This is a genomic window from Neisseria sp. P0019.S003 (assembly GCF_051957115.1).
Taxonomy (GTDB): Bacteria; Pseudomonadota; Gammaproteobacteria; order Burkholderiales; family Neisseriaceae; genus Neisseria; species Neisseria flavescens_D.
In genome coordinates this window covers 70,895-89,097 of sequence record NZ_JBQCWT010000003.1, presented here as the reverse complement: position 1 = coordinate 89,097, position 18,203 = coordinate 70,895, and the positions used below count along the sequence as shown (strand labels likewise).

At 51.4% G+C, this 18,203-nt stretch carries 15 protein-coding genes; 11 read left to right on the top strand and 4 right to left on the bottom strand.

Features of this window, described 5'->3' with window-relative positions; translation table 11 throughout:
- Together ACTHTS_RS05825 and ACTHTS_RS05820 are read right to left on the bottom strand one after the other, a co-directional pair.
- Positions 1-1,440, bottom strand: coding sequence for an AMP-binding protein (locus ACTHTS_RS05825; protein WP_440369495.1), 1,440 nt, complete (start codon positions 1,438-1,440; stop codon positions 1-3).
- Positions 1,441-1,443: 3 nt separating this feature from the next.
- On the bottom strand, positions 1,444-1,674 hold the full coding sequence (locus tag ACTHTS_RS05820; protein WP_003747973.1) for an acyl carrier protein: 231 nt from the start codon (positions 1,672-1,674) through the stop codon (positions 1,444-1,446).
- A 223-nt stretch (positions 1,675-1,897) separates the two neighbouring features.
- Between ACTHTS_RS05820 and galE the strand changes: the two genes are divergently transcribed.
- From galE to ACTHTS_RS05770, 10 genes are all read left to right on the top strand, one after another.
- The gene (gene galE, locus ACTHTS_RS05815) at positions 1,898-2,914 is read left to right on the top strand and encodes a UDP-glucose 4-epimerase GalE (protein ID WP_440369494.1); all 1,017 of its coding nucleotides are present in this window, start codon (positions 1,898-1,900) and stop codon (positions 2,912-2,914) included.
- A 115-nt stretch (positions 2,915-3,029) separates the two neighbouring features.
- On the top strand, positions 3,030-4,097 hold the full coding sequence (gene rfbB, locus ACTHTS_RS05810) for a dTDP-glucose 4,6-dehydratase (protein ID WP_440369493.1): 1,068 nt from the start codon (positions 3,030-3,032) through the stop codon (positions 4,095-4,097).
- A 73-nt stretch (positions 4,098-4,170) separates the two neighbouring features.
- Positions 4,171-5,037, top strand: a complete 867-nt coding sequence (gene rfbA, locus ACTHTS_RS05805; protein WP_049349316.1) for a glucose-1-phosphate thymidylyltransferase RfbA — start codon at positions 4,171-4,173, stop codon at positions 5,035-5,037.
- Positions 5,038-5,090: 53 nt separating this feature from the next.
- Entirely contained in the window at positions 5,091-5,630 is a 540-nt protein-coding gene (rfbC, locus tag ACTHTS_RS05800; protein ID WP_440369649.1) for a dTDP-4-dehydrorhamnose 3,5-epimerase, read from the top strand.
- Positions 5,631-5,655: 25 nt separating this feature from the next.
- Entirely contained in the window at positions 5,656-7,770 is a 2,115-nt protein-coding gene (locus tag ACTHTS_RS05795; protein WP_440369492.1) for a capsular polysaccharide biosynthesis protein, read from the top strand.
- 136 nt (positions 7,771-7,906) lie between these two features.
- Positions 7,907-9,166, top strand: coding sequence for a capsule biosynthesis protein (locus ACTHTS_RS05790; RefSeq protein ID WP_440369491.1), 1,260 nt, complete (start codon positions 7,907-7,909; stop codon positions 9,164-9,166).
- A 368-nt stretch (positions 9,167-9,534) separates the two neighbouring features.
- The gene (locus ACTHTS_RS05785; RefSeq protein ID WP_440369490.1) at positions 9,535-10,941 is read left to right on the top strand and encodes a tetratricopeptide repeat protein; all 1,407 of its coding nucleotides are present in this window, start codon (positions 9,535-9,537) and stop codon (positions 10,939-10,941) included.
- Between the two features lie 217 nt (positions 10,942-11,158).
- The gene (gltS, locus tag ACTHTS_RS05780) at positions 11,159-12,373 is read left to right on the top strand and encodes a sodium/glutamate symporter (protein WP_440369489.1); all 1,215 of its coding nucleotides are present in this window, start codon (positions 11,159-11,161) and stop codon (positions 12,371-12,373) included.
- Between the two features lie 105 nt (positions 12,374-12,478).
- Complete coding sequence (locus ACTHTS_RS05775) at positions 12,479-13,501, top strand: lysozyme inhibitor LprI family protein (protein WP_371491965.1); 1,023 nt, start codon at positions 12,479-12,481, stop codon at positions 13,499-13,501.
- Positions 13,502-13,555: 54 nt separating this feature from the next.
- Positions 13,556-14,551, top strand: coding sequence for a S49 family peptidase (locus tag ACTHTS_RS05770; RefSeq protein ID WP_440369488.1), 996 nt, complete (start codon positions 13,556-13,558; stop codon positions 14,549-14,551).
- Positions 14,552-14,742: 191 nt separating this feature from the next.
- On the opposite strand, the gene pdxA is transcribed toward ACTHTS_RS05770, so the two are convergent.
- Positions 14,743-15,747, bottom strand: coding sequence for a 4-hydroxythreonine-4-phosphate dehydrogenase PdxA (gene pdxA / locus ACTHTS_RS05765; protein ID WP_440369487.1), 1,005 nt, complete (start codon positions 15,745-15,747; stop codon positions 14,743-14,745).
- Between the two features lie 155 nt (positions 15,748-15,902).
- On the bottom strand, positions 15,903-16,433 hold the full coding sequence (locus ACTHTS_RS05760; RefSeq protein WP_083297191.1) for a cytochrome b: 531 nt from the start codon (positions 16,431-16,433) through the stop codon (positions 15,903-15,905).
- 233 nt (positions 16,434-16,666) lie between these two features.
- Between ACTHTS_RS05760 and ACTHTS_RS05755 the strand changes: the two genes are divergently transcribed.
- Positions 16,667-18,196 (top strand): ABC transporter permease, encoded by a 1,530-nt coding sequence (locus tag ACTHTS_RS05755; protein WP_440369486.1) that lies wholly within the window; start codon positions 16,667-16,669, stop codon positions 18,194-18,196.
- Positions 18,197-18,203 lie beyond the last annotated feature (7 nt).

Here is an 18,203-nt window from a genome sequence, read left to right as displayed (position 1 = left end):
TTATAAACCCTGCTGATATTTTTCCAACAATGCTTTTTTGTCGGTTTTGTGGTTGGTGCTGACTGGAATTTCATCAATGTGAATAAATTCAGACGGCATCATGTAAGACGGTAAATTTTGTACTAATGCGTCTTTGATCGCCTGAGTATCTGCACTTTGCTTGGCTGTATAGAAACACACCAAACGCAATACTGCGCCTGTGTTGCGTTTCAAAGCCACTACTGCCACATTATCAAAGGCAAATTCCTTAAGGTTAAGGATTTTTTCTTCAATTTCTGAAAGTTCGATACGGTAGCCATTGAGCTTAATCTGCTCGTCTTTACGGCCTTGTACATAGAACAATCCATTTTTTTCAAAACCGTAGTCACCTGTTTTATAAGTACGGTTATCTGCACTGTGTACGACCAAGCGTTTGGCATTTTCAGTTTCGTTGTTCAGATAGCCACGCATTACATGATTACCGCTAATCCAAATCTCTTCGTCAACAATCTCTAATTTGGAATTAAGCACGGCAACGCCTACAGGCAACTCTTCTTCTGCCGCCAGCATATCAGGCGTAATATCAACGTAAGTTGTTGCTACAGTAGCTTCAGTCGGACCATAGGTATTGATAACACGGACACCGGGAAATTTTTGAAAAATCATATTTACTACTGGTTTGCCAAGTTTTTCGCCACAGAACAAAAATTCTTTCAAACTCGGTAAAGTAGCCTGACTACATTTAGGGTTAAGCAGCTGCTGCATGGCAAAAGAAGGCGTGGAAACCCAAGTAGTAATTTGTTGTTTGGCCAAAAAATCAATCCAGGTGGCAGGATTAGAAATAGCATCACGACTGTTCATGACAATGCAACCACCGTAAGCCAAGTTGCCAAAGATTTCGTACATTGACAAATCAAACGCAAACGGAGCCTGATTCATAAACACATTAGGTGCGGCTAAATTAAGCTGCTCTTTCATCCATTTCATCAGGTTGAATACAGCTTCACGACCGATTTGCACACCCTTAGGTGCGCCGGTTGTTCCTGAAGTAAACATGATGTAAGCCAAATCTTTTTCAGCCAGCTCTACTTCTTCGTCAGTCTGCTTTTCAAAAGTTTGCGTTGCCGAACGGTACACAAAGCGTGCTTTTGACAGTCGGCAGATATTGTTCAGACGGCTTTCAGGATAAATACTATCCACCGGAATAAAAGGGATTTTGTTTAATAAGCAGGCATAAATTGCCACTGCAAAATCAATTTCTTTATGGCCGTGCAACACCAAAGGAATGTTTTTGGTAATATCTGCTATGCTTTTGTAAGCCTCGATAAATGCGGCTATTTTTACGCGCAATTCTTCCCAAGAACATTCCTGAGTATCATTAACTAACGCTTTTCCCGAAGTTTGGCTGAAACGGTATTCCAAAAAATCATCAAGATTTTGGAATTCATTTAATTGTTTCATGATTTAGCCTTTGTAATTATTTTCAACATATTGAATGATATTGGCTGAGTTTGCCAAAATATCAACCAGTTGCTCAAACGGCAAATCAACATCAAATTTTTGTTTGATGGCCATAACCAAATCCATTGCGCTCACAGAATCAATAAGTCCTGTAGACAACAATTCTTCATTTGCTGACACTTGTTTTTGTGCAACTTGTGAAATCAACGCCAAAACTTCGTTAGATACTGACATGGTAAGATCCTTTTATTAAAATTGAAATGATAACGCTTTGCACCCTGTGCATAACACTGTGATTATCCCATATTTTTTTACTTTTCAGGTAACTAAATGTACAATATCCAAATAAAGCAATCCCTCTTTGACAACATTTACATCAGGTCATCTGAAAGCGTGTTTGTATTTTCAGCCAACCGATTTCACGACTTCCAAACACAATTTTAATTAAGGAAAACCAATGGCTATTCTTATCACCGGCGGTACCGGTTTTATCGGTTCTCATACCGTTGTTTCCCTGTTGAAATCAGGCTTTAATGCCGTGATTTTGGACAATTTGTGCAATTCGTCTGCCAACATCCTCCCGCGCTTGGAAAAGATTACCAGCAAGTCTGTGCCTTTTTACCAAGGGGATATCCGTGATCGTGAAGTGTTGCGTCAAATCTTTGCGGAACACGATATTGATGCTGTCATCCATTTTGCCGGCTTGAAGGCAGTCGGTGAAAGCGTGGCCGAACCAATGAAATACTATGACAATAATGTGTCGGGCAGCTTGGTTTTGGCTGAAGAAATGGCGCGTGCCGGCGTATTTAAGATTGTGTTCAGCTCATCTGCTACGGTTTACGGCGATCCGGGTAAAGTGCCTTATACGGAAGATATGCAACCGGGGGATACGACCAGCCCTTACGGTACGTCTAAGTCTATGGTGGAGCGCATTTTGACGGATATCCAAAAGGCCGATCTGCGCTGGAGCGTGATTTTGTTGCGCTATTTCAACCCCATCGGTGCGCATGAAAGCGGTTTGATCGGCGAGCAGCCAAACGGCATCCCAAACAATCTGCTGCCTTATATCTGCCAAGTGGCTTCAGGCAAGCTGCCGCAATTGTCGGTTTTCGGCAATGACTACCCTACTCCCGACGGTACGGGTATGCGCGACTATATCCATGTGATGGATTTGGCGGAAGGCCATGTGGCGGCAATGCAGGCGAAAAGCGATGTTTCGGGCGTACACCTGTTTAATTTGGGTTCTGGACGTGCTTATTCGGTATTAGAAATCATCCGTGCCTTTGAAGCGGCCTCCGGCTTGACCATTCCGTTCCAAATCAAACCGCGTCGTGATGGCGATTTGGCCTGTTTCTACGCCGACCCTGCCTACACCAAAGCGCAGACCGGTTGGGAAACCAAGCGCAATTTGGCGCAAATGATGGAAGACTCATGGCGTTGGGTCAGCAACAACCCAAATGGCTACGACGATTAAGTTGACCTGATACAGGCCGTCTGAAAGAGATGTTTTCAGACGGCCTCTTTATCTGAAAAACACACTTTCTGTCTGCTATAATCCATTTATATTTTTTGGCTATCCTCTGAAATTTATGAAAAAAATCCTTGTTACCGGTGGCGCGGGCTTTATCGGTTCTGCCGCTGTCCGTCATATTATCCAAAACACCCAAGACTCTGTCGTCAATGTCGATAAGCTGACTTATGCCGGCAATTTGGAATCTTTGACTGAGGTAGCCAATAATCCTCGCTATGCTTTTGAGCAAGTAGATATTTGCGACCGTGCAGAACTCGACCGCGTATTCGCACAACACCAGCCAGATGCCGTGATGCACTTGGCTGCGGAAAGCCATGTCGACCGCTCTATCGATTCGGCAGGCGAATTTATCCAAACCAACATCGTCGGTACATTCAATCTGCTTGAAGCGGCCCGAGCCTACTGGCAACAAATGCCGTCTGAAAAACGCGAAGCCTTCCGTTTCCACCATATTTCTACCGATGAAGTCTATGGCGATTTGCACGGCACAGACGATTTGTTTACCGAAACCACGCCATACGCGCCGTCCAGCCCTTACTCTGCCTCTAAAGCGTCCAGCGACCACCTCGTCCGCGCATGGTTGCGTACTTACGGTTTGCCAACCATCGTAACCAACTGTTCCAACAACTACGGCCCTTACCATTTCCCGGAAAAACTCATTCCTTTGATGATTCTGAACGCGCTCGACGGCAAACCGCTGCCTGTGTACGGCGACGGTATGCAAATCCGCGACTGGCTGTTTGTCGAAGACCACGCGCGCGCACTGTATCAGGTTGTTACCGAGGGTGTTGTCGGCGAAACCTACAATATCGGCGGCCACAATGAAAAAGCCAATATTGAAGTCGTCAAAACCATCTGCGCCCTGCTGGAAGAGCTTGTTCCTGAAAAACCGGCCGGTGTGGCACGTTATGAAGATTTGATTACTTTCGTACAAGACCGCCCCGGCCATGACGTGCGCTACGCCATTGACGCTGCCAAAATCGGTAGGGAACTGGGCTGGAAACCTCAGGAAACATTCGAAACCGGCATCCGCAAAACGGTGCAATGGTATTTGGACAACAAAACCTGGTGGCAAAACGTATTGAACGGCAGCTATCGTTTAGAGCGTTTAGGCACCGGAAAATAAGTTTTCAGACGGCCTGTTCCCATATTAGGCCGTCTGAAAATCACGCAAACACACACTACTCAGGAGAAAACCCATGAAAGGCATCATCCTTGCCGGCGGCAGCGGCACGCGCCTCTACCCCATCACGCGCGGCGTATCCAAACAACTGCTGCCCGTGTACGACAAGCCCATGATTTACTATCCCCTGTCCGTATTGATGCTGGCAGGAATCCGCGATATTTTGGTGATTACCACGCCCGAAGACAACGCCTCTTTCAAACGCCTACTTGGCGACGGCGGCGATTTCGGCATTTCCATCAGCTATGCCGTGCAACCCAGTCCGGACGGCTTGGCACAGGCATTTATCATCGGCGAAGAATTTATCGGCAACGACAATGTTTGCTTGGTTTTGGGCGACAATATTTTCTACGGCCAATCATTTACGCAAACATTGAAACAGGCCGCCGCCAAGACCCACGGCGCAACCGTATTCGGTTATCAGGTCAAAGACCCCGAGCGTTTCGGCGTGGTTGAATTTGACGAAAACTTCAACGCCCTGTCTATCGAAGAGAAACCGCAACAGCCCAAATCCGATTGGGCAGTAACCGGCTTGTACTTCTACGATCAACGCGTCGTCGAGTTCGCCAAACAAATCAAACCGTCCGCCCGCGGCGAATTGGAAATTTCCGACCTCAACCAAATGTATTTGGAAGACGGTTCATTGTCGGTACAACTTTTGGGACGCGGTTTCGCATGGCTGGACACCGGCACCCACGAGAGCCTGCACGAAGCCGCTTCATTCGTCCAAACCGTGCAAAACATCCAAGACCTGCAAATCGCCTGCCTGGAAGAAATCGCTTGGCGCAACGGTTGGCTTTCTGATGAAAAACTGGAAGAACTGGCGCGCCCGATGGCAAAAAACCAATATGGCCAATATTTGCTGCGCCTGTTGAAAAAATAATGTTTGAGGCCGTCTGAAACTTTTCAGACGGCCTTTAGATGAAAGATAAAACGATGAACATCATTGATACCGCCATTCCTGACGTAAAACTGCTTGAGCCCCAAGTCTTCGGCGACTCGCGCGGCTTTTTTATGGAAACTTTCCGCGACGAGTGGTTCAAAACCCAAGTCTGCAACCGCACCTTCGTGCAGGAAAACCACTCCAAATCCGGCAAAGGCGTATTGCGCGGCCTGCACTATCAAACCGAAAACACTCAAGGCAAACTCGTACGCGTGGTTGTCGGCGAAGTATTCGATGTAGCTGTCGACATGCGTAAAGACTCCCCCACTTTCGGCAAATGGGTAGGCGAGATCCTGTCCGCAGAAAACAAACGCCAACTGTGGGTACCCGAAGGTTTCGCACACGGTTTCTATGTACTGAGCGACGAAGCCGAGTTCGTCTATAAATGCACGGATTATTACAATCCCAAAGCCGAACACTCGCTGATTTGGAATGATCCGACCGTCGGCATTGACTGGCCGTTGCAAGGCGAGCCGAACCTGTCGCCTAAAGACTTGGCAGGCAAAGTATTGGCCGAAGCCGTCACGTTTTAAAAAATAATTCGGGCCGTCTGAAAGAATGTTCCTCTTTTCAGACGGCCTACAATCCATTAATAACAATAATCGACGAAAACGCATTGTGAAAAACGCCTACATCCCCTCTCGCGGCATCCGCAAAATCCCCCATCTCTCCATCCTATTGCCTGAATTTCATATCTGCAAAGACGGAAAAGGAGCAGAGGCTGTTGTCGGCTGGGGTTTGCGCCCGACGACACATAAAGCGCGTGCTTTCGCCGCTGAACACCAGCTTCCCTTTATTGCATTGGAAGACGGTTTTTTACGTTCGCTCGGCCTGGGCGTCGCCGGCTATCCGCCCTACTCCATCGTCTATGATGACATCGGCATCTACTACGACACCACACGTCCTTCGCGTTTGGAACAACTGATTCTCGCTGCTGATACCATGCCGTCTGCAACCTTGGCTCAGGCGCAACAGGCGATGGATTTCATCCTGCAACACCATCTGTCCAAATACAACCACGCGCCCGAACTTTCAGACGATCATCCTTTGCGCTCCCCATCTAAGTCTGAAACCGTCCTCATCATTGATCAAACCTTCGGCGATATGGCCATCCAGTATGGCGGCGCAGACGCCTCTACGTTTGAACTGATGTTTCAGACGGCCTTAAATGAAAACCCACAAGCCGATATCTGGGTCAAAACCCATCCCGATGTTTTGTGCGGCAAAAAACAAGGCTATCTGACCCAACTGGCGCAGCAACACCGCGTCCATCTTTTAGCAGAAGACATCAATCCGATTTCTTTGTTGCAAAACATCGATAAAGTTTATTGCGTTACCTCGCAAATGGGTTTTGAGGCGCTTTTATGCGGCAAACCGCTGACCACTTTCGGCCTGCCGTGGTATGCCGGATGGGGCGTAAGCGACGACCGCCACCCACAAATCGACAGCCTTGTTCAAACCCAACGCCGCGCCCCCCGCAACTTGCTGCAGCTCTTTGCCGCAGCCTATCTGCAATACAGCCGCTACCTCAATCCCAATACCGGCGAAGCAGGCAGCCTCTTTGATGTTATCGACTATCTGGCGACGGTCAAACGCAAAAACGACAAATTGCGTGGTGAGTTATATTGCGTCGGCATGTCTTTGTGGAAACGCGCGGTTGCCAAACCGTTCTTTAACGTACCCTCATGCCGTCTGAAATTTATCGCCTCCACACAAAAACTGGCAGGGGTCAAACTATCCAACGATGCACGCATCCTTGCTTGGGGCAACGGCAAAGAGGCCATCGTCCGTTTTGCCGAACAACACAACATCCCCCTGCTGCGCATGGAAGACGGCTTTATCCGCTCGGTCGGGCTTGGTTCTAATTTAGTCCCACCACTGTCGCTCGTTACCGACGATATGGGCATTTATTTCAACGCCGAAACCCCGTCCCGTCTTGAACACATCCTGCAAAACCAAAACTTCGACGATCAAGACTTTCAGACAGCCTTGAAACTGCAAAAAATGCTGACCGAAAACCACATCAGCAAATACAACGTCGGCAACTCAGACTTTACCGCCCCGTCAACCGACAAAACCGTGATTCTCGTTCCCGGCCAAGTTGAAGATGACGCGTCTATCCGCTACGGTTCGCCCCAAATCTATCGCAATCTGGATCTGCTCCGTACCGTACGCGAACGCAATCCCGATACCTATATCATCTACAAACCGCATCCTGATGTAGTCAGCGGTAACCGTATCGGCCATATTTCCCCTGAAGATGCTGCACGATATGCCGACCAAACCGCCGAACAAGCCGATATCCTGACCTGTCTCCGATACGCAGACGAAATACATACCATGACTTCGCTGACCGGTTTTGAAGCCTTGTTGCGCGGCAAAAAAGTCAGCTGCTACGGCCTGCCTTTCTATGCAGGCTGGGGGCTTACCCAAGATCTGCTCCCCATTCTGCGCCGCAGCCGCAGGCTTGAGCTTTGGCAGCTGATTGCAGGCACGCTCATCCACTATCCCGACTACATCCACCCCGAAACCCATCAGGCCATCAATGCGGAAACCGCTGCCCAAATCCTGATACGACAAAAAAATATGCAAAAAAACAACAACGGATTACATCGTGGGTACTTTGCTAAAAAATTGTGTAAAATCAAACAACTATATCTATCTTTCAAATAAACACCATCTAAATTAACAATACGTCATGAACTTGCCTCTGTTGCGGCATCGTTGCCTTTGCATCGTTAATTCTCTTGGCGTATGCTTGAAAGTTCAACCTAAAACTATTACATAAAAAACAAAACCACATTGCGACATGAAACAGACCGTCCTCCAAAACAACCTGCAAAACCTGCTCGAAAGCGCAGAAAATATCCTGCTGCTTCAAGGTCCTGTCGGCGATTTTTTTCTGCGCCTTGCCAATTGGCTGACTGAAAACGGCAAAACTGTACATAAATTCAACTTTAATGCAGGCGACGACTATTTTTATCCGCCCACTCAAGCTCATACCGTTGTTTTTAACGACAGCTACGATGCCTTTCCTGAATTTTTGCACGAATACATCGTTCAACATCACATCCAGGCCGTTGTCTGCTTTGGCGACACACGCCCTTATCACATCATCGCAAAACGCATTGCAAACGAAAACCAAGCCAGTTTCTGGGCGTTTGAAGAAGGCTATTTCCGCCCCTACTACATCACCTTAGAAAAAGACGGCGTCAACGCATTTTCCCCTCTGCCGCGCCGTGCCGACTTTTTTTTGGAACAATTCCCCAAGCTGGCCCAGCAAGAATACAAAGCGCCGACGCCGGTACGCGGCGGGTTTATGCCCATGGCCAAAAACGCCGTCCGTTACTATATCGAATTGTTCCGCAACCCGAACAAGTACCCGAACTACATCCACCACCGCGCATCCAATGCCGGCCATTACCTCAAACTGTGGTCGATCTCCATCCTCAAGCGTTTGAACTACTATATTGAAGACATCCAAATCGCTAAACGCGTGGAGGCGGGCAAATACGGCAAGTTTTTTATTGTTCCCTTGCAGGTATTCAACGACAGCCAAGTCCGCATCCATTGCGACTTTTCCAGCATCCGCAGCTTCCTGCTCCATGTTTTGGCCTCCTTTGCCGCGCACGCGCCTGCCGATACCAACCTCATCATCAAGCATCATCCGATGGACCGCGGCTTTATCGACTACTCGCGCGACATCAAACGCTTTATCAAAAAACACCCCAAACTCAAAGGCCGTGTGACTTACGTCCATGATGTCCCCCTGCCCGTTTTCCTGCGCCACGGCCTCGGCATGGTCACCATCAACAGCACCAGCGGCCTGTCCGGATTGATCCACAACATGCCTGTCAAAGTCCTCGGTCGTGCCCATTACGACATTCCCGGCATTACTGATCAAAATGCCTTAGCAAAATTTTGGAATCATCCGACACCACCTGACAGCGACTTGTTCCATGCCTACCGTATGTACCACCTCAACGTAACCCAAATTAACGGCAACTTCTACAGTCAGGTCTTTTTCCCCAACAAAAAAACCTACGACTCTTCTACACCAGCAACCTGATTTAGCGAAAGAAAAGTTCAGGCCGTCTGAAAACATTTCAGACGGCCTGAAGCAATCAATACCTTAGCTACTGCCATGTAAATAAAACACAAAAACCTACATTTATCATTAACAATAAATTACAAAAACAGTATAATGACCGAGCTGTCATAAGCGCATACCGACTCAACCTGAGCCCTTTGTAACGCACAAAATATGGATGTATCCCCAGGCAAAACAATATAACAAGCCAAACATCCTAAAGATAAGCCAGTAAGGCAATACACGCTACAAAGCTATGCCGAGCAAAATTTTTACAAAGCCCTCAACCGGTATCGCCGCCCATATGCCGCAGCATCCGTCTTCCACTTTATATCCGCCCGCAAACCATGACCGCCGCTCCTGATATCCTCTACCGGCAAGCCGCCGCCCTTTTGGAACAATCCAATACCGCCCAAGCCCTGCCCCTGTTGCAACAGGCCGCAGAGCAGGGATATACGGAAGCTGCTTTCGTATTGGGCGACCATCTGCTGCAAAACGGTCATCCGGAGCAGGCACTTCCATGGTTGGAAGCCGCCGCGGCCCAACGCCATCCCAAGGCACTCTTCACCCTGCTGCAACAACGCGAACACAACGGCACCCCGACCGGACAGCTCCTCAACGAATATGCCTGGCTGGGTGAGCAGGGACACCCTGAAGCCCAATTAATCCTCATGTGTTACCACGCGCAGCGCAACGATCCACAATCGCTCTACTGGGCGGAGCTTGCCGCTGCCCGATATGCCGCGCCTGCATATTACCATCTGGCACGCCATCATCAACGACAAGGCGACGTTGCAACAGCCATCGAACAATACGAAAAAGCGGCCGCGCTCGGCGTGACTGCCGCCTGCTGGCAACTCGGTCAAATCTATTTCTACGGTACAGGTGTCAGCCCAAACCACGTACAAGCCGAACAATACTTCGAACAAGCCGCGCAAGCCGGCCACATCGCCGCACAAACCCTGCTGGCCGACCTTCTTGCCGCCCAACGTAAACCCGAAGCCTTAGAATGGTATCGTCGTGCCGCCGATAAGGAGCAAGCGGAAGCACAGGCCAAGCTGGCCCAATATGCCCTAACCGGCGAACTTTCTGAACGAGACCCGTTCCAAGCGGCACGCTACGCCAAAGCCGCCGCCGAGAAAAACCATCCCGAAGCCCTGAAAATCATGGGCGACCTCTACCGCTACGGCCTTGGCATCAAAGCCGACAACCATATCGCGCACGATTACTACCACCGTGCCGCCGCGCTGGGTTCTGCCGCCGCGGCACAAAAACTCATCAGCGACGCCGCGCTGTACCATCCGCAACAATACGAACAAATCAAAACAGCCGCCCTGCAACAGCAACAAACCGAAACCATCTACCGTTTGGCGGAAACACAAGCCCACGCCATCGGCCGTCCCACCGACTACAATGCCGCGCGCAAGAATTACATGGAAGCTGCCGAATTCCACCATAAAAACGCGGCGGCGGCCTTAGGCCGCATCTACCATTACGGTCTCGGTACGGCGCAAGACCCTCGGGCGGCCGCCCACTGGTACGCCATCGCTGCCGAACAAAACCACCCTTCCGCCCAATACCACCTCGCCTGTTTTTACTATCACGGGCAAGGTGTCGGCTGTAATGTTCCGACTGCCTGCTATTGGCTGCAGGCCGCCATCAGCAACGGCCACACTTCGTCCGAATCATTAACATCCCTATTAGAACAATGGCGCCGCGAAGCGCACCATGCCATCGGGCAAAAGGCCGTCTGAAAAGATTTACACTCGCATTTTTTGACAATCTTTAACTATTCCCCTAATATTTGCCAGTTATTTTTCACGGACACGTCATCGTTTTCATTTCTTTCTGAAAACGCCTTGTCCGCGCATCAATACCATGACTCTTGGCAGATAACGCCAAGCGTTGAAACACACTACATCCGGAACAAAAACGGATGCTCGGAAAAACATTTCTAGGAGGTGAAACAACATGGAATGGGAATTCAACAGTTATTACACACTGATTGCCGCCACACTCGTGTTGCTGGTTGGTAAATTTCTGGTTCAAAAAATCAAATTCTTAAGAGACTTCAATATTCCCGAGCCGGTCGCCGGCGGTTTGATTGCCGCTATCGTCCTGTTCGTCCTGCACGAAGCCTACGGCGTCAGCTTCAAATTTGAAAAACCGCTGCAAGATGCGTTCATGCTTATCTTCTTTACATCCATCGGTTTGAGCGCCGACTTCTCCCGTTTGAAAGCGGGCGGTTTGCCTTTGGTTATCTTTACCGCCGTAGTGGGTGCATTCATCATCGTCCAAAACTTCATCGGTGTCGGCCTGGCGAGCGCATTGGGCTTGGATCCGCTGATTGGCCTGATTACCGGTTCGATTACCCTGACCGGTGGTCACGGTACCGCCGGTGCATGGGGTCCTGACTTTGAAAGCAAATTCGGCCTGACCGGCGCAACCGGCTTGGGTATGGCTTCCGCCACCTTCGGCCTGGTATTCGGCGGCCTGATCGGCGGTCCCGTTGCCCGTCGCCTGATCAACAAAATGGGTCGCAAACCTCTGGAAACAAATAAAAAACCAGTTGACAACGACCAAACCGACGACGTCTTCGAACAAGCACAGCGCACCCGCCTGATTACGGCTGACTCCGCTGTCGAAACGCTCGCGATGTTTGCCGCATGTTTGGCATTTGCCGAAATCGTGGACAGCTACGACAAAGCCTTCTTCGACTTGCCTAAATTCGTATGGTGTCTGTTTGCAGGCGTGGTCATCCGCAACGTCCTGACTGCAGCCTTCAAAGTCAATATGTTTGACCGTGCCATCGACGTATTCGGTAACGCCTCCCTGTCCCTCTTCCTGTCTATGGCCCTTCTGAACCTGAAACTGTGGGAATTGACCGGTCTCGCAGGCCCTGTGACCATCATCTTGGCTGTACAAACCGTTGTGATGATTCTGTACGCAACCTTCGTTACCTACGTCTTCATGGGTCGCGACTACGACTCTGCCGTATTGGCAGCCGGCCACTGCGGCTTCGGTTTGGGTGCCACCCCGACCGCCGTTGCCAACATGCAGTCCATTACCCAAACTTTCGGCCCATCTCACAAAGCCTTCTTGATTGTGCCTATGGTGGGTGCGTTCTTCGTTGACTTGCTCAACGCCGCCATCCTCTCCGGCTTCATCAGCGTCATCAAAGGCTGATACGTCTGACATAGAAAAGCACTTGCCGCATTTACTTGCTGCAAGTGCTTTTGTTATGATAAGCACGTCAGGCCGTCTGAAAGGCCGTCATCTTCAGGAGTACCCATGTACAAAAAAACCGCTTCCGTATTGATTTTAAGCACGATTCTTCTTGCCGCATGCAGCAAAGAAGAGCCCAAAGCCGCACTTGATTGCGCCCAACCGGCCACACTGCAAAACATCCGTACCACCATCGAAGACACCCTCAAACAACAAGCGCGCTCCTTTGCCCGCAATGACAACCGCCAATTCGTCGATGCCGACAAAATCATCGCCGCCGGCCTCGAATTAGAAACCCTGCTTGAAGACCCCAAAGAAACCGAAGACGACGGCAAAGCCATCTGCCGTGCCAACCTCAAAATCCGCATTCCTGACACCATCCTCAAGACGGCCATAGACAACAGCCCGCTGATTTACGGCAGCACCCCGTTGTCCGACATGCTCGAACAAAAACTGATGGGCAGCAACCTGACCTTTGAAAACAACACGTTTAGCACCACCCTGCTCTATACCCCCGACAAAGACGGCAAACCGGTTTTCGAAGACAATACCCTGAGTTCCACCGCCCAAACCCTTTCCGCCACCCTGCTGCCCTACGGCGTAAAAAGCATCGTCATGATAGATGGCAAACCAGTATCTAAAGAGCAGGCCATCAAGCTGCTGCAAAACCAAAACACGGAAGAACCGCCGACTGTCAATCCGCAAGACATCCTTGAAAACAACGCCGCCAGCCAAGCCGTCGGTTTGACCGATGATGACGACGATTCAGACTACGAAGTCCTGCACCCTGACCGTGAAACTCCGCGCAACGAGCCGCCCGGCCTCAGCCAAAGCGAACTCGACAACGCGCGTGCGCAAAACCGTCAGGCAGACGGCGAGATCAACGACCTCTGGGGCGGCTTAGACAGCGATGTCAAACAACAAATCCTCGGCGAACAACGCGCCTGGATTCAAAGCAAAAAACTCAACTGCCAACAAGCCGCCGCGTCCGCAGACAACGCCGCACAAGCAGAATACCTGCGCCTGCAGTGTGAAACCCGCATGACCCGCGAACGTACGCAATACCTGCGCGGCTATTCCATCAACTAAAACCGATAAGGCCGTCTGAACATTCAGATGGCCTACAAGAAAGCACATCACATCATGCAATACCGAATCCACCGTGAAGGCGATGCCCAAAACACACCCTCTTTAGCCTCCACACCCGTCGACAACTGGGAGCGCAACACCCTGCGCGAAGTCCTTCTCGCCGCCTACCAAGAACAACGCCGCGCCCGTATTTGGCGCAATATCTGGCGCGGCGTCGCCGTCCTTATCTTCCTCAGCCTGATCTTCGGCCTCGCGGAAGAAGATGGAAAAACCACGAGCATCCAAGCTCGCAGCGAACACACCGCCGTTATCGACCTGACCGGCGAAATCGGCAACGACATCGACGACCAAGTCCAAATCCTGCGCGACAGTATGGAAGCCGCCTACAACAACGGCAACGCCAAAGCCATCATCATTCGCGCCAACAGCCCTGGCGGTTCGCCTGTCGTGTCCAGCATAGCCTTTAACGAAGTCCGCCGCCTCAAAGCCGAACACAAAGACATCCCTGTTTACCTCGTTGCCGAAGACATGTGCGCTTCCGGCTGCTACTACATTGCCGCCGCAGCCGACAAAATTTACGCCGACCCTTCCAGCATTGTCGGCAGCATCGGCGTGATCGGCGGCGGTTTCGATTTTACCGGCCTGATGGACAAAGCCGGTGTCAAACGCCGTCTGAGAGCCGCCGGCAGCAACAAAGGCATGGGCGACCCTTTCACGCCTGAAACACCGGCACAAACCCAAATCTGGGAAACCATGTTGGGCGATATCCACCAAGAATTTATCAAAGCCGTCAAACTCGGCCGCGGCGCAAGGTTGAAAGACAAACAGTATCCCGATGTTTTCAGCGGACGCATCTACACCGGCAAAGAAGCCAAACAGGTCGGCCTGATTGACGACTTCGGCAGCATTTACAGCGTCGCCCGCGATGTCGTCAAAGCCCCCAATCTGGTCAACTACACGCCGCAAGACGATTTCAGCAAAATGCTCAGCCGCCGCTTTGGTACGGAAGTGAAGGCCAAAGTCAAAGAAACTTTGTCTGAAATTTGGTAAACCAAAAAACTGAAAGGCCGTCTGAAACCCTAAATATCGGGGTTTCAGACGGCCTTTTAATATGGTTTTTAAAATAAAACGCTGATTATTGTCCAAACACTCATCAACCTCATCAAATCAGCAGGCAAATATTTCCTGATGATGCTCTTACAGGAACACTTTACGCCGACAAACGATCAAACCTTCACGCTTCAGACGGCCTGTTTCTGCATATTGTGCGCCATATCAAGCGCGGCGCGGACGGCGGTAATCAGGCTGCCGGAATCGGCTTTGCCCGTACCGGCCAAGCTCAAGGCCGTGCCATGATCGACAGAGGTACGGATAAAGGGTAGGCCGAGGGTGATGTTCACGCCTTCGCCGAAACCGGCGTATTTGAGCACCGGCAGTCCTTGATCGTGATACATGGCAAGGACGGCATCGGCATCTTTGAGCAAGAAGGGTTGGAACACGGTATCGGCCGGATAAGGGCCGCGCGCGTCTATGCCTTCGGTCTTCAGGGCATGAAGTGCCGGAATAATGGTATCGATTTCTTCGTGTCCCAAATGGCCGCCTTCGCCGGCGTGGGGATTGAGGCCGGTAACGAGGATGACCGGTTTGGCTATGCCGAACTTATGGCGCAGGTCGTGTTCAAGAATGCGGACAACCGACTCGATTAAAGGCTTCGTGATAGCGGCGGAAATGTCTTTCAGCGGCAGATGGGTGGTCACCAATGCCACACGCAGGCCACCGCCGGTCAGCATCATGACGACTTGTTCGGTATGGCTTTTTTCGGCGAGGTATTCGGTATGGCCGCTGAAAAAGCCGTTGCCTGCGTGGGCATCGTTGATGATGCCTTTATGCAGCGGCGCGGTCACCATACCGGCAAACAGGCCGTCTGAAATGCCTTGATACGCTGTATCCAGCAGCCGGAGCACATACGCGGCATTGGCAGGATTGAGTTCGCCCGCCCGACACTCAGCATCTAAAGGAATATGCAGGACTTCAAGTTCGCCCTTGGGCAACGGATCGGCCGCTTGGGCTTGAAAGTCGCGCAGGACGACGGATTTGCCGAGCTGTTCGGCCCTTTGCGCCAACAGGTTTTTGTCGCACAAAACAACGGGGCGGCAAGGAAGGTCGGCGAAAGCCAAATCAAGGCAGATGTCGGGGCCGATGCCGGCCGGTTCGCCGGAGGTGATGGCGAGAATGGGAGCAGTCATGGTGTTTCTCGGTACGGTTTACAGTATTTGGACAACATCAGGCAAAATGCCTGACCTACTTTTGCAGATTAACACAAATACAAAAAGGCCGTCTGAAAACAGTTTTGCTTGGTCAAACTGTTTTCAGACGGCCTTGGCTGTTTACCGTTTTACACTTAAGAACGGCGGCCGATCATACGGTACAAAACGTCGTGGCCTTGAATGCGGTGGACGACAACCATGACAATGTGGCCGGCGACAAGCGCGAAGAGCAGCCAGCCGAGTTTGCCGTGCGCCATATTGCCGAGGTTGGACATCCATTCGATTTTTTCAGGCGAACCCTGCATCACTTCGACACCAAATACTTTCAACGGGCCGCGGCCGCCGCCGTATTGGCGGATCATGCCGATAACGGGAACGGCGAGCATGAGGACGTAAAGGGCAAGGTGGCCTGCTTTGGCGGCAAAGCTGTCGGCGGCAGGACGTTTGGACGCATTGAGCAAAGCCCAAACAATGCGCACGGCAATTACCAGCAGCGTGATGAAACCGATGGATTTATGCACGCCGAAGAGCGATTTGACCCATTCTTCGCCATCGTAGATGGTCCAAACGGTAATGGTGGAGAGGATGCCGATGAAACCGAGTACGGTCAGCCAGTGCAACGCGCGCGCGACGGCATCGTAGGTTTGTGGGCGTGTAGCAGTCATAATGTTTCCTTGTTTTTGATTTGTTTGGTTTTTTGAATCGGCGGCATTGTAACAAAAATGCCCAAACAATTATGTTGCCTTTTTGAAGAGATTTCGTAAATGTTTGGAAAATTTGAAGAAACGGCGGTTTTATCCGTCAGGCTGCCCGGGCCGTCTGAAAACAAGGGCAGGAATACCACCTTCTATGCCAAACTCGGGCTAAAATAGGCGTTTTTATTCTCGGGTACGCATCGATGCAGGTTTGGATTCGGCGGTTTGCGCTGTTGCTTCTGCCTTTGGGTTTCTTGGCAGTCATGGTGGCCGCGCCTTTGCTGTCGTTGGCGTTTTACGACGGCGAAGGCGCTTGGGCAGAAGTGGTGGCTGATGACTATATGCGCCTGCGCTTGGGCTGGACGGTGGCGCAGGCGGTTTTGACCTGCGTTTTGGTCACTGCTTTGGGCGTGCCTGCGGCGTGGGTGCTGGCGCGGATGGACTTTGCCGGACGGCGCACGGTTTTGCGCCTGCTGATGCTGCCTTTTGTGATGCCGACTTTAGTGGCGGGCATGGGCGTGCTGGCCTTATTTGGCGCACACGGCATGCTGGCGGCAGGTTGGCAGGACACGCCGTGGCTGCTGATTTACGGCAACGTGTTTTTCAACCTGCCGGTTTTGGTGCGCTCGGCGTATCAGGGATTTGTGCGTGTGCCGCAGGCGCGGTTGCTGTCGGCGCAATCTTTGGGCGCGGACGCGTGGAGGCGGTTTGTCTGGGTCGAATGGCCGGTGGTGCGTGCGTGGGTTGCCGGCGGCGCGTGCCTGGTGTTTTTATATTGTTTTTCAGGCTTCGGACTGGCCTTACTGCTCGGCGGCGAACGTTTTGCAACAGTGGAAGTGGAAATCTACCGGCTGGTGGCGTATGAGTTGGACATGGCGCGTGCGTCGGTGTTGGTGTGGCTGGTGCTGGCGGTTACGACGGCAGCAGGCGGTTTGTATGCGTATTGGAGCAAACGCGTGGCTGTGGATAAGTCGGTCTCGCCTTTGCCTCCGCGTGCGCCGATATGGGCTTGGGAAAAATGGCTGACGGCAACGGTATTGGCCATGTTGGCAGTATGCTGCCTGCTACCTTTGGCGGCGGTGTGGCTCAAGGCAGTATCGGCTGGCTCTTCGTGGGCGGTTTTGTTTGAAGCGCAGACTTGGGTGGCGGTGTGGAACACCATCCGTTTCTCTGCGGCAGCCGTGGCGGCGGCGACAGTATTGGGCGTACTGTATGCGGCGGCGGCACGGCAAATGGCGTGGTTGCGCGCGCTGATGTTTTTGCCGTTTATGGTGTCGCCCGTGTGCATTGCGTTCGGCGTATTGTTGCTCTATCCGCAGTGGACGGCTTCGCTGTGGCTGCTGACGGCAACTTACGCGCTGTTGGCGTATCCGTTTGTGGCCAAAGACGTACTGACTGCATGGGACGGTTTGCCCAAAGATTACGCGGCGGCGGCGCGCACCATGGGCGCAAACGGTTTTCAGACGGCCTGTTATGTAACCGCGCCTTTATTGAAACCGGCCTTGCGGCGCGGTCTGACTTTGGCTTCGGCAACGTGTATCGGCGAATTTGCGGCCACATTGTTCCTGTCGCGTCCCGAATGGCAGACGCTGACCACCTTGATTTACGATTATCTCGGACGCGCCGGTGCGGACAATTACGGACGGGCGATGGTGTTGACGGCGGTATTGACCGCTTTGGCTTTAACGGCATTTTTGCTGGTGGACGAAGCGGAAGGGCAAAAGGCCGTCTGAACGTAGT

Bases quoted from the DNA above. Each gene is read 5' to 3' on its own strand.
- rfbC (WP_440369649.1), top strand. From the start codon at position 5,091: ATGAACATCATTGATACCGCCATTCCTGACGTAAAACTGCTTGAGCCC.
- ACTHTS_RS05795 (WP_440369492.1), top strand. From the start codon at position 5,656: ATGTTCCTCTTTTCAGACGGCCTACAATCCATTAATAACAATAATCGA.
- gltS (WP_440369489.1), top strand. From the start codon at position 11,159: ATGGAATGGGAATTCAACAGTTATTACACACTGATTGCCGCCACACTC.
- ACTHTS_RS05790 (WP_440369491.1), top strand. From the start codon at position 7,907: ATGAAACAGACCGTCCTCCAAAACAACCTGCAAAACCTGCTCGAAAGC.
- ACTHTS_RS05775 (WP_371491965.1), top strand. From the start codon at position 12,479: ATGTACAAAAAAACCGCTTCCGTATTGATTTTAAGCACGATTCTTCTT.
- rfbA (WP_049349316.1), top strand. From the start codon at position 4,171: ATGAAAGGCATCATCCTTGCCGGCGGCAGCGGCACGCGCCTCTACCCC.
- ACTHTS_RS05785 (WP_440369490.1), top strand. From the start codon at position 9,535: ATGACCGCCGCTCCTGATATCCTCTACCGGCAAGCCGCCGCCCTTTTG.
- ACTHTS_RS05770 (WP_440369488.1), top strand. From the start codon at position 13,556: ATGCAATACCGAATCCACCGTGAAGGCGATGCCCAAAACACACCCTCT.
- ACTHTS_RS05825 (WP_440369495.1), bottom strand. From the start codon at position 1,440: ATGAAACAATTAAATGAATTCCAAAATCTTGATGATTTTTTGGAATAC.
- pdxA (WP_440369487.1), bottom strand. From the start codon at position 15,747: ATGACTGCTCCCATTCTCGCCATCACCTCCGGCGAACCGGCCGGCATC.
- galE (WP_440369494.1), top strand. From the start codon at position 1,898: ATGGCTATTCTTATCACCGGCGGTACCGGTTTTATCGGTTCTCATACC.
- ACTHTS_RS05755 (WP_440369486.1), top strand. From the start codon at position 16,667: ATGCAGGTTTGGATTCGGCGGTTTGCGCTGTTGCTTCTGCCTTTGGGT.
- ACTHTS_RS05820 (WP_003747973.1), bottom strand. From the start codon at position 1,674: ATGTCAGTATCTAACGAAGTTTTGGCGTTGATTTCACAAGTTGCACAA.
- ACTHTS_RS05760 (WP_083297191.1), bottom strand. From the start codon at position 16,433: ATGACTGCTACACGCCCACAAACCTACGATGCCGTCGCGCGCGCGTTG.
- rfbB (WP_440369493.1), top strand. From the start codon at position 3,030: ATGAAAAAAATCCTTGTTACCGGTGGCGCGGGCTTTATCGGTTCTGCC.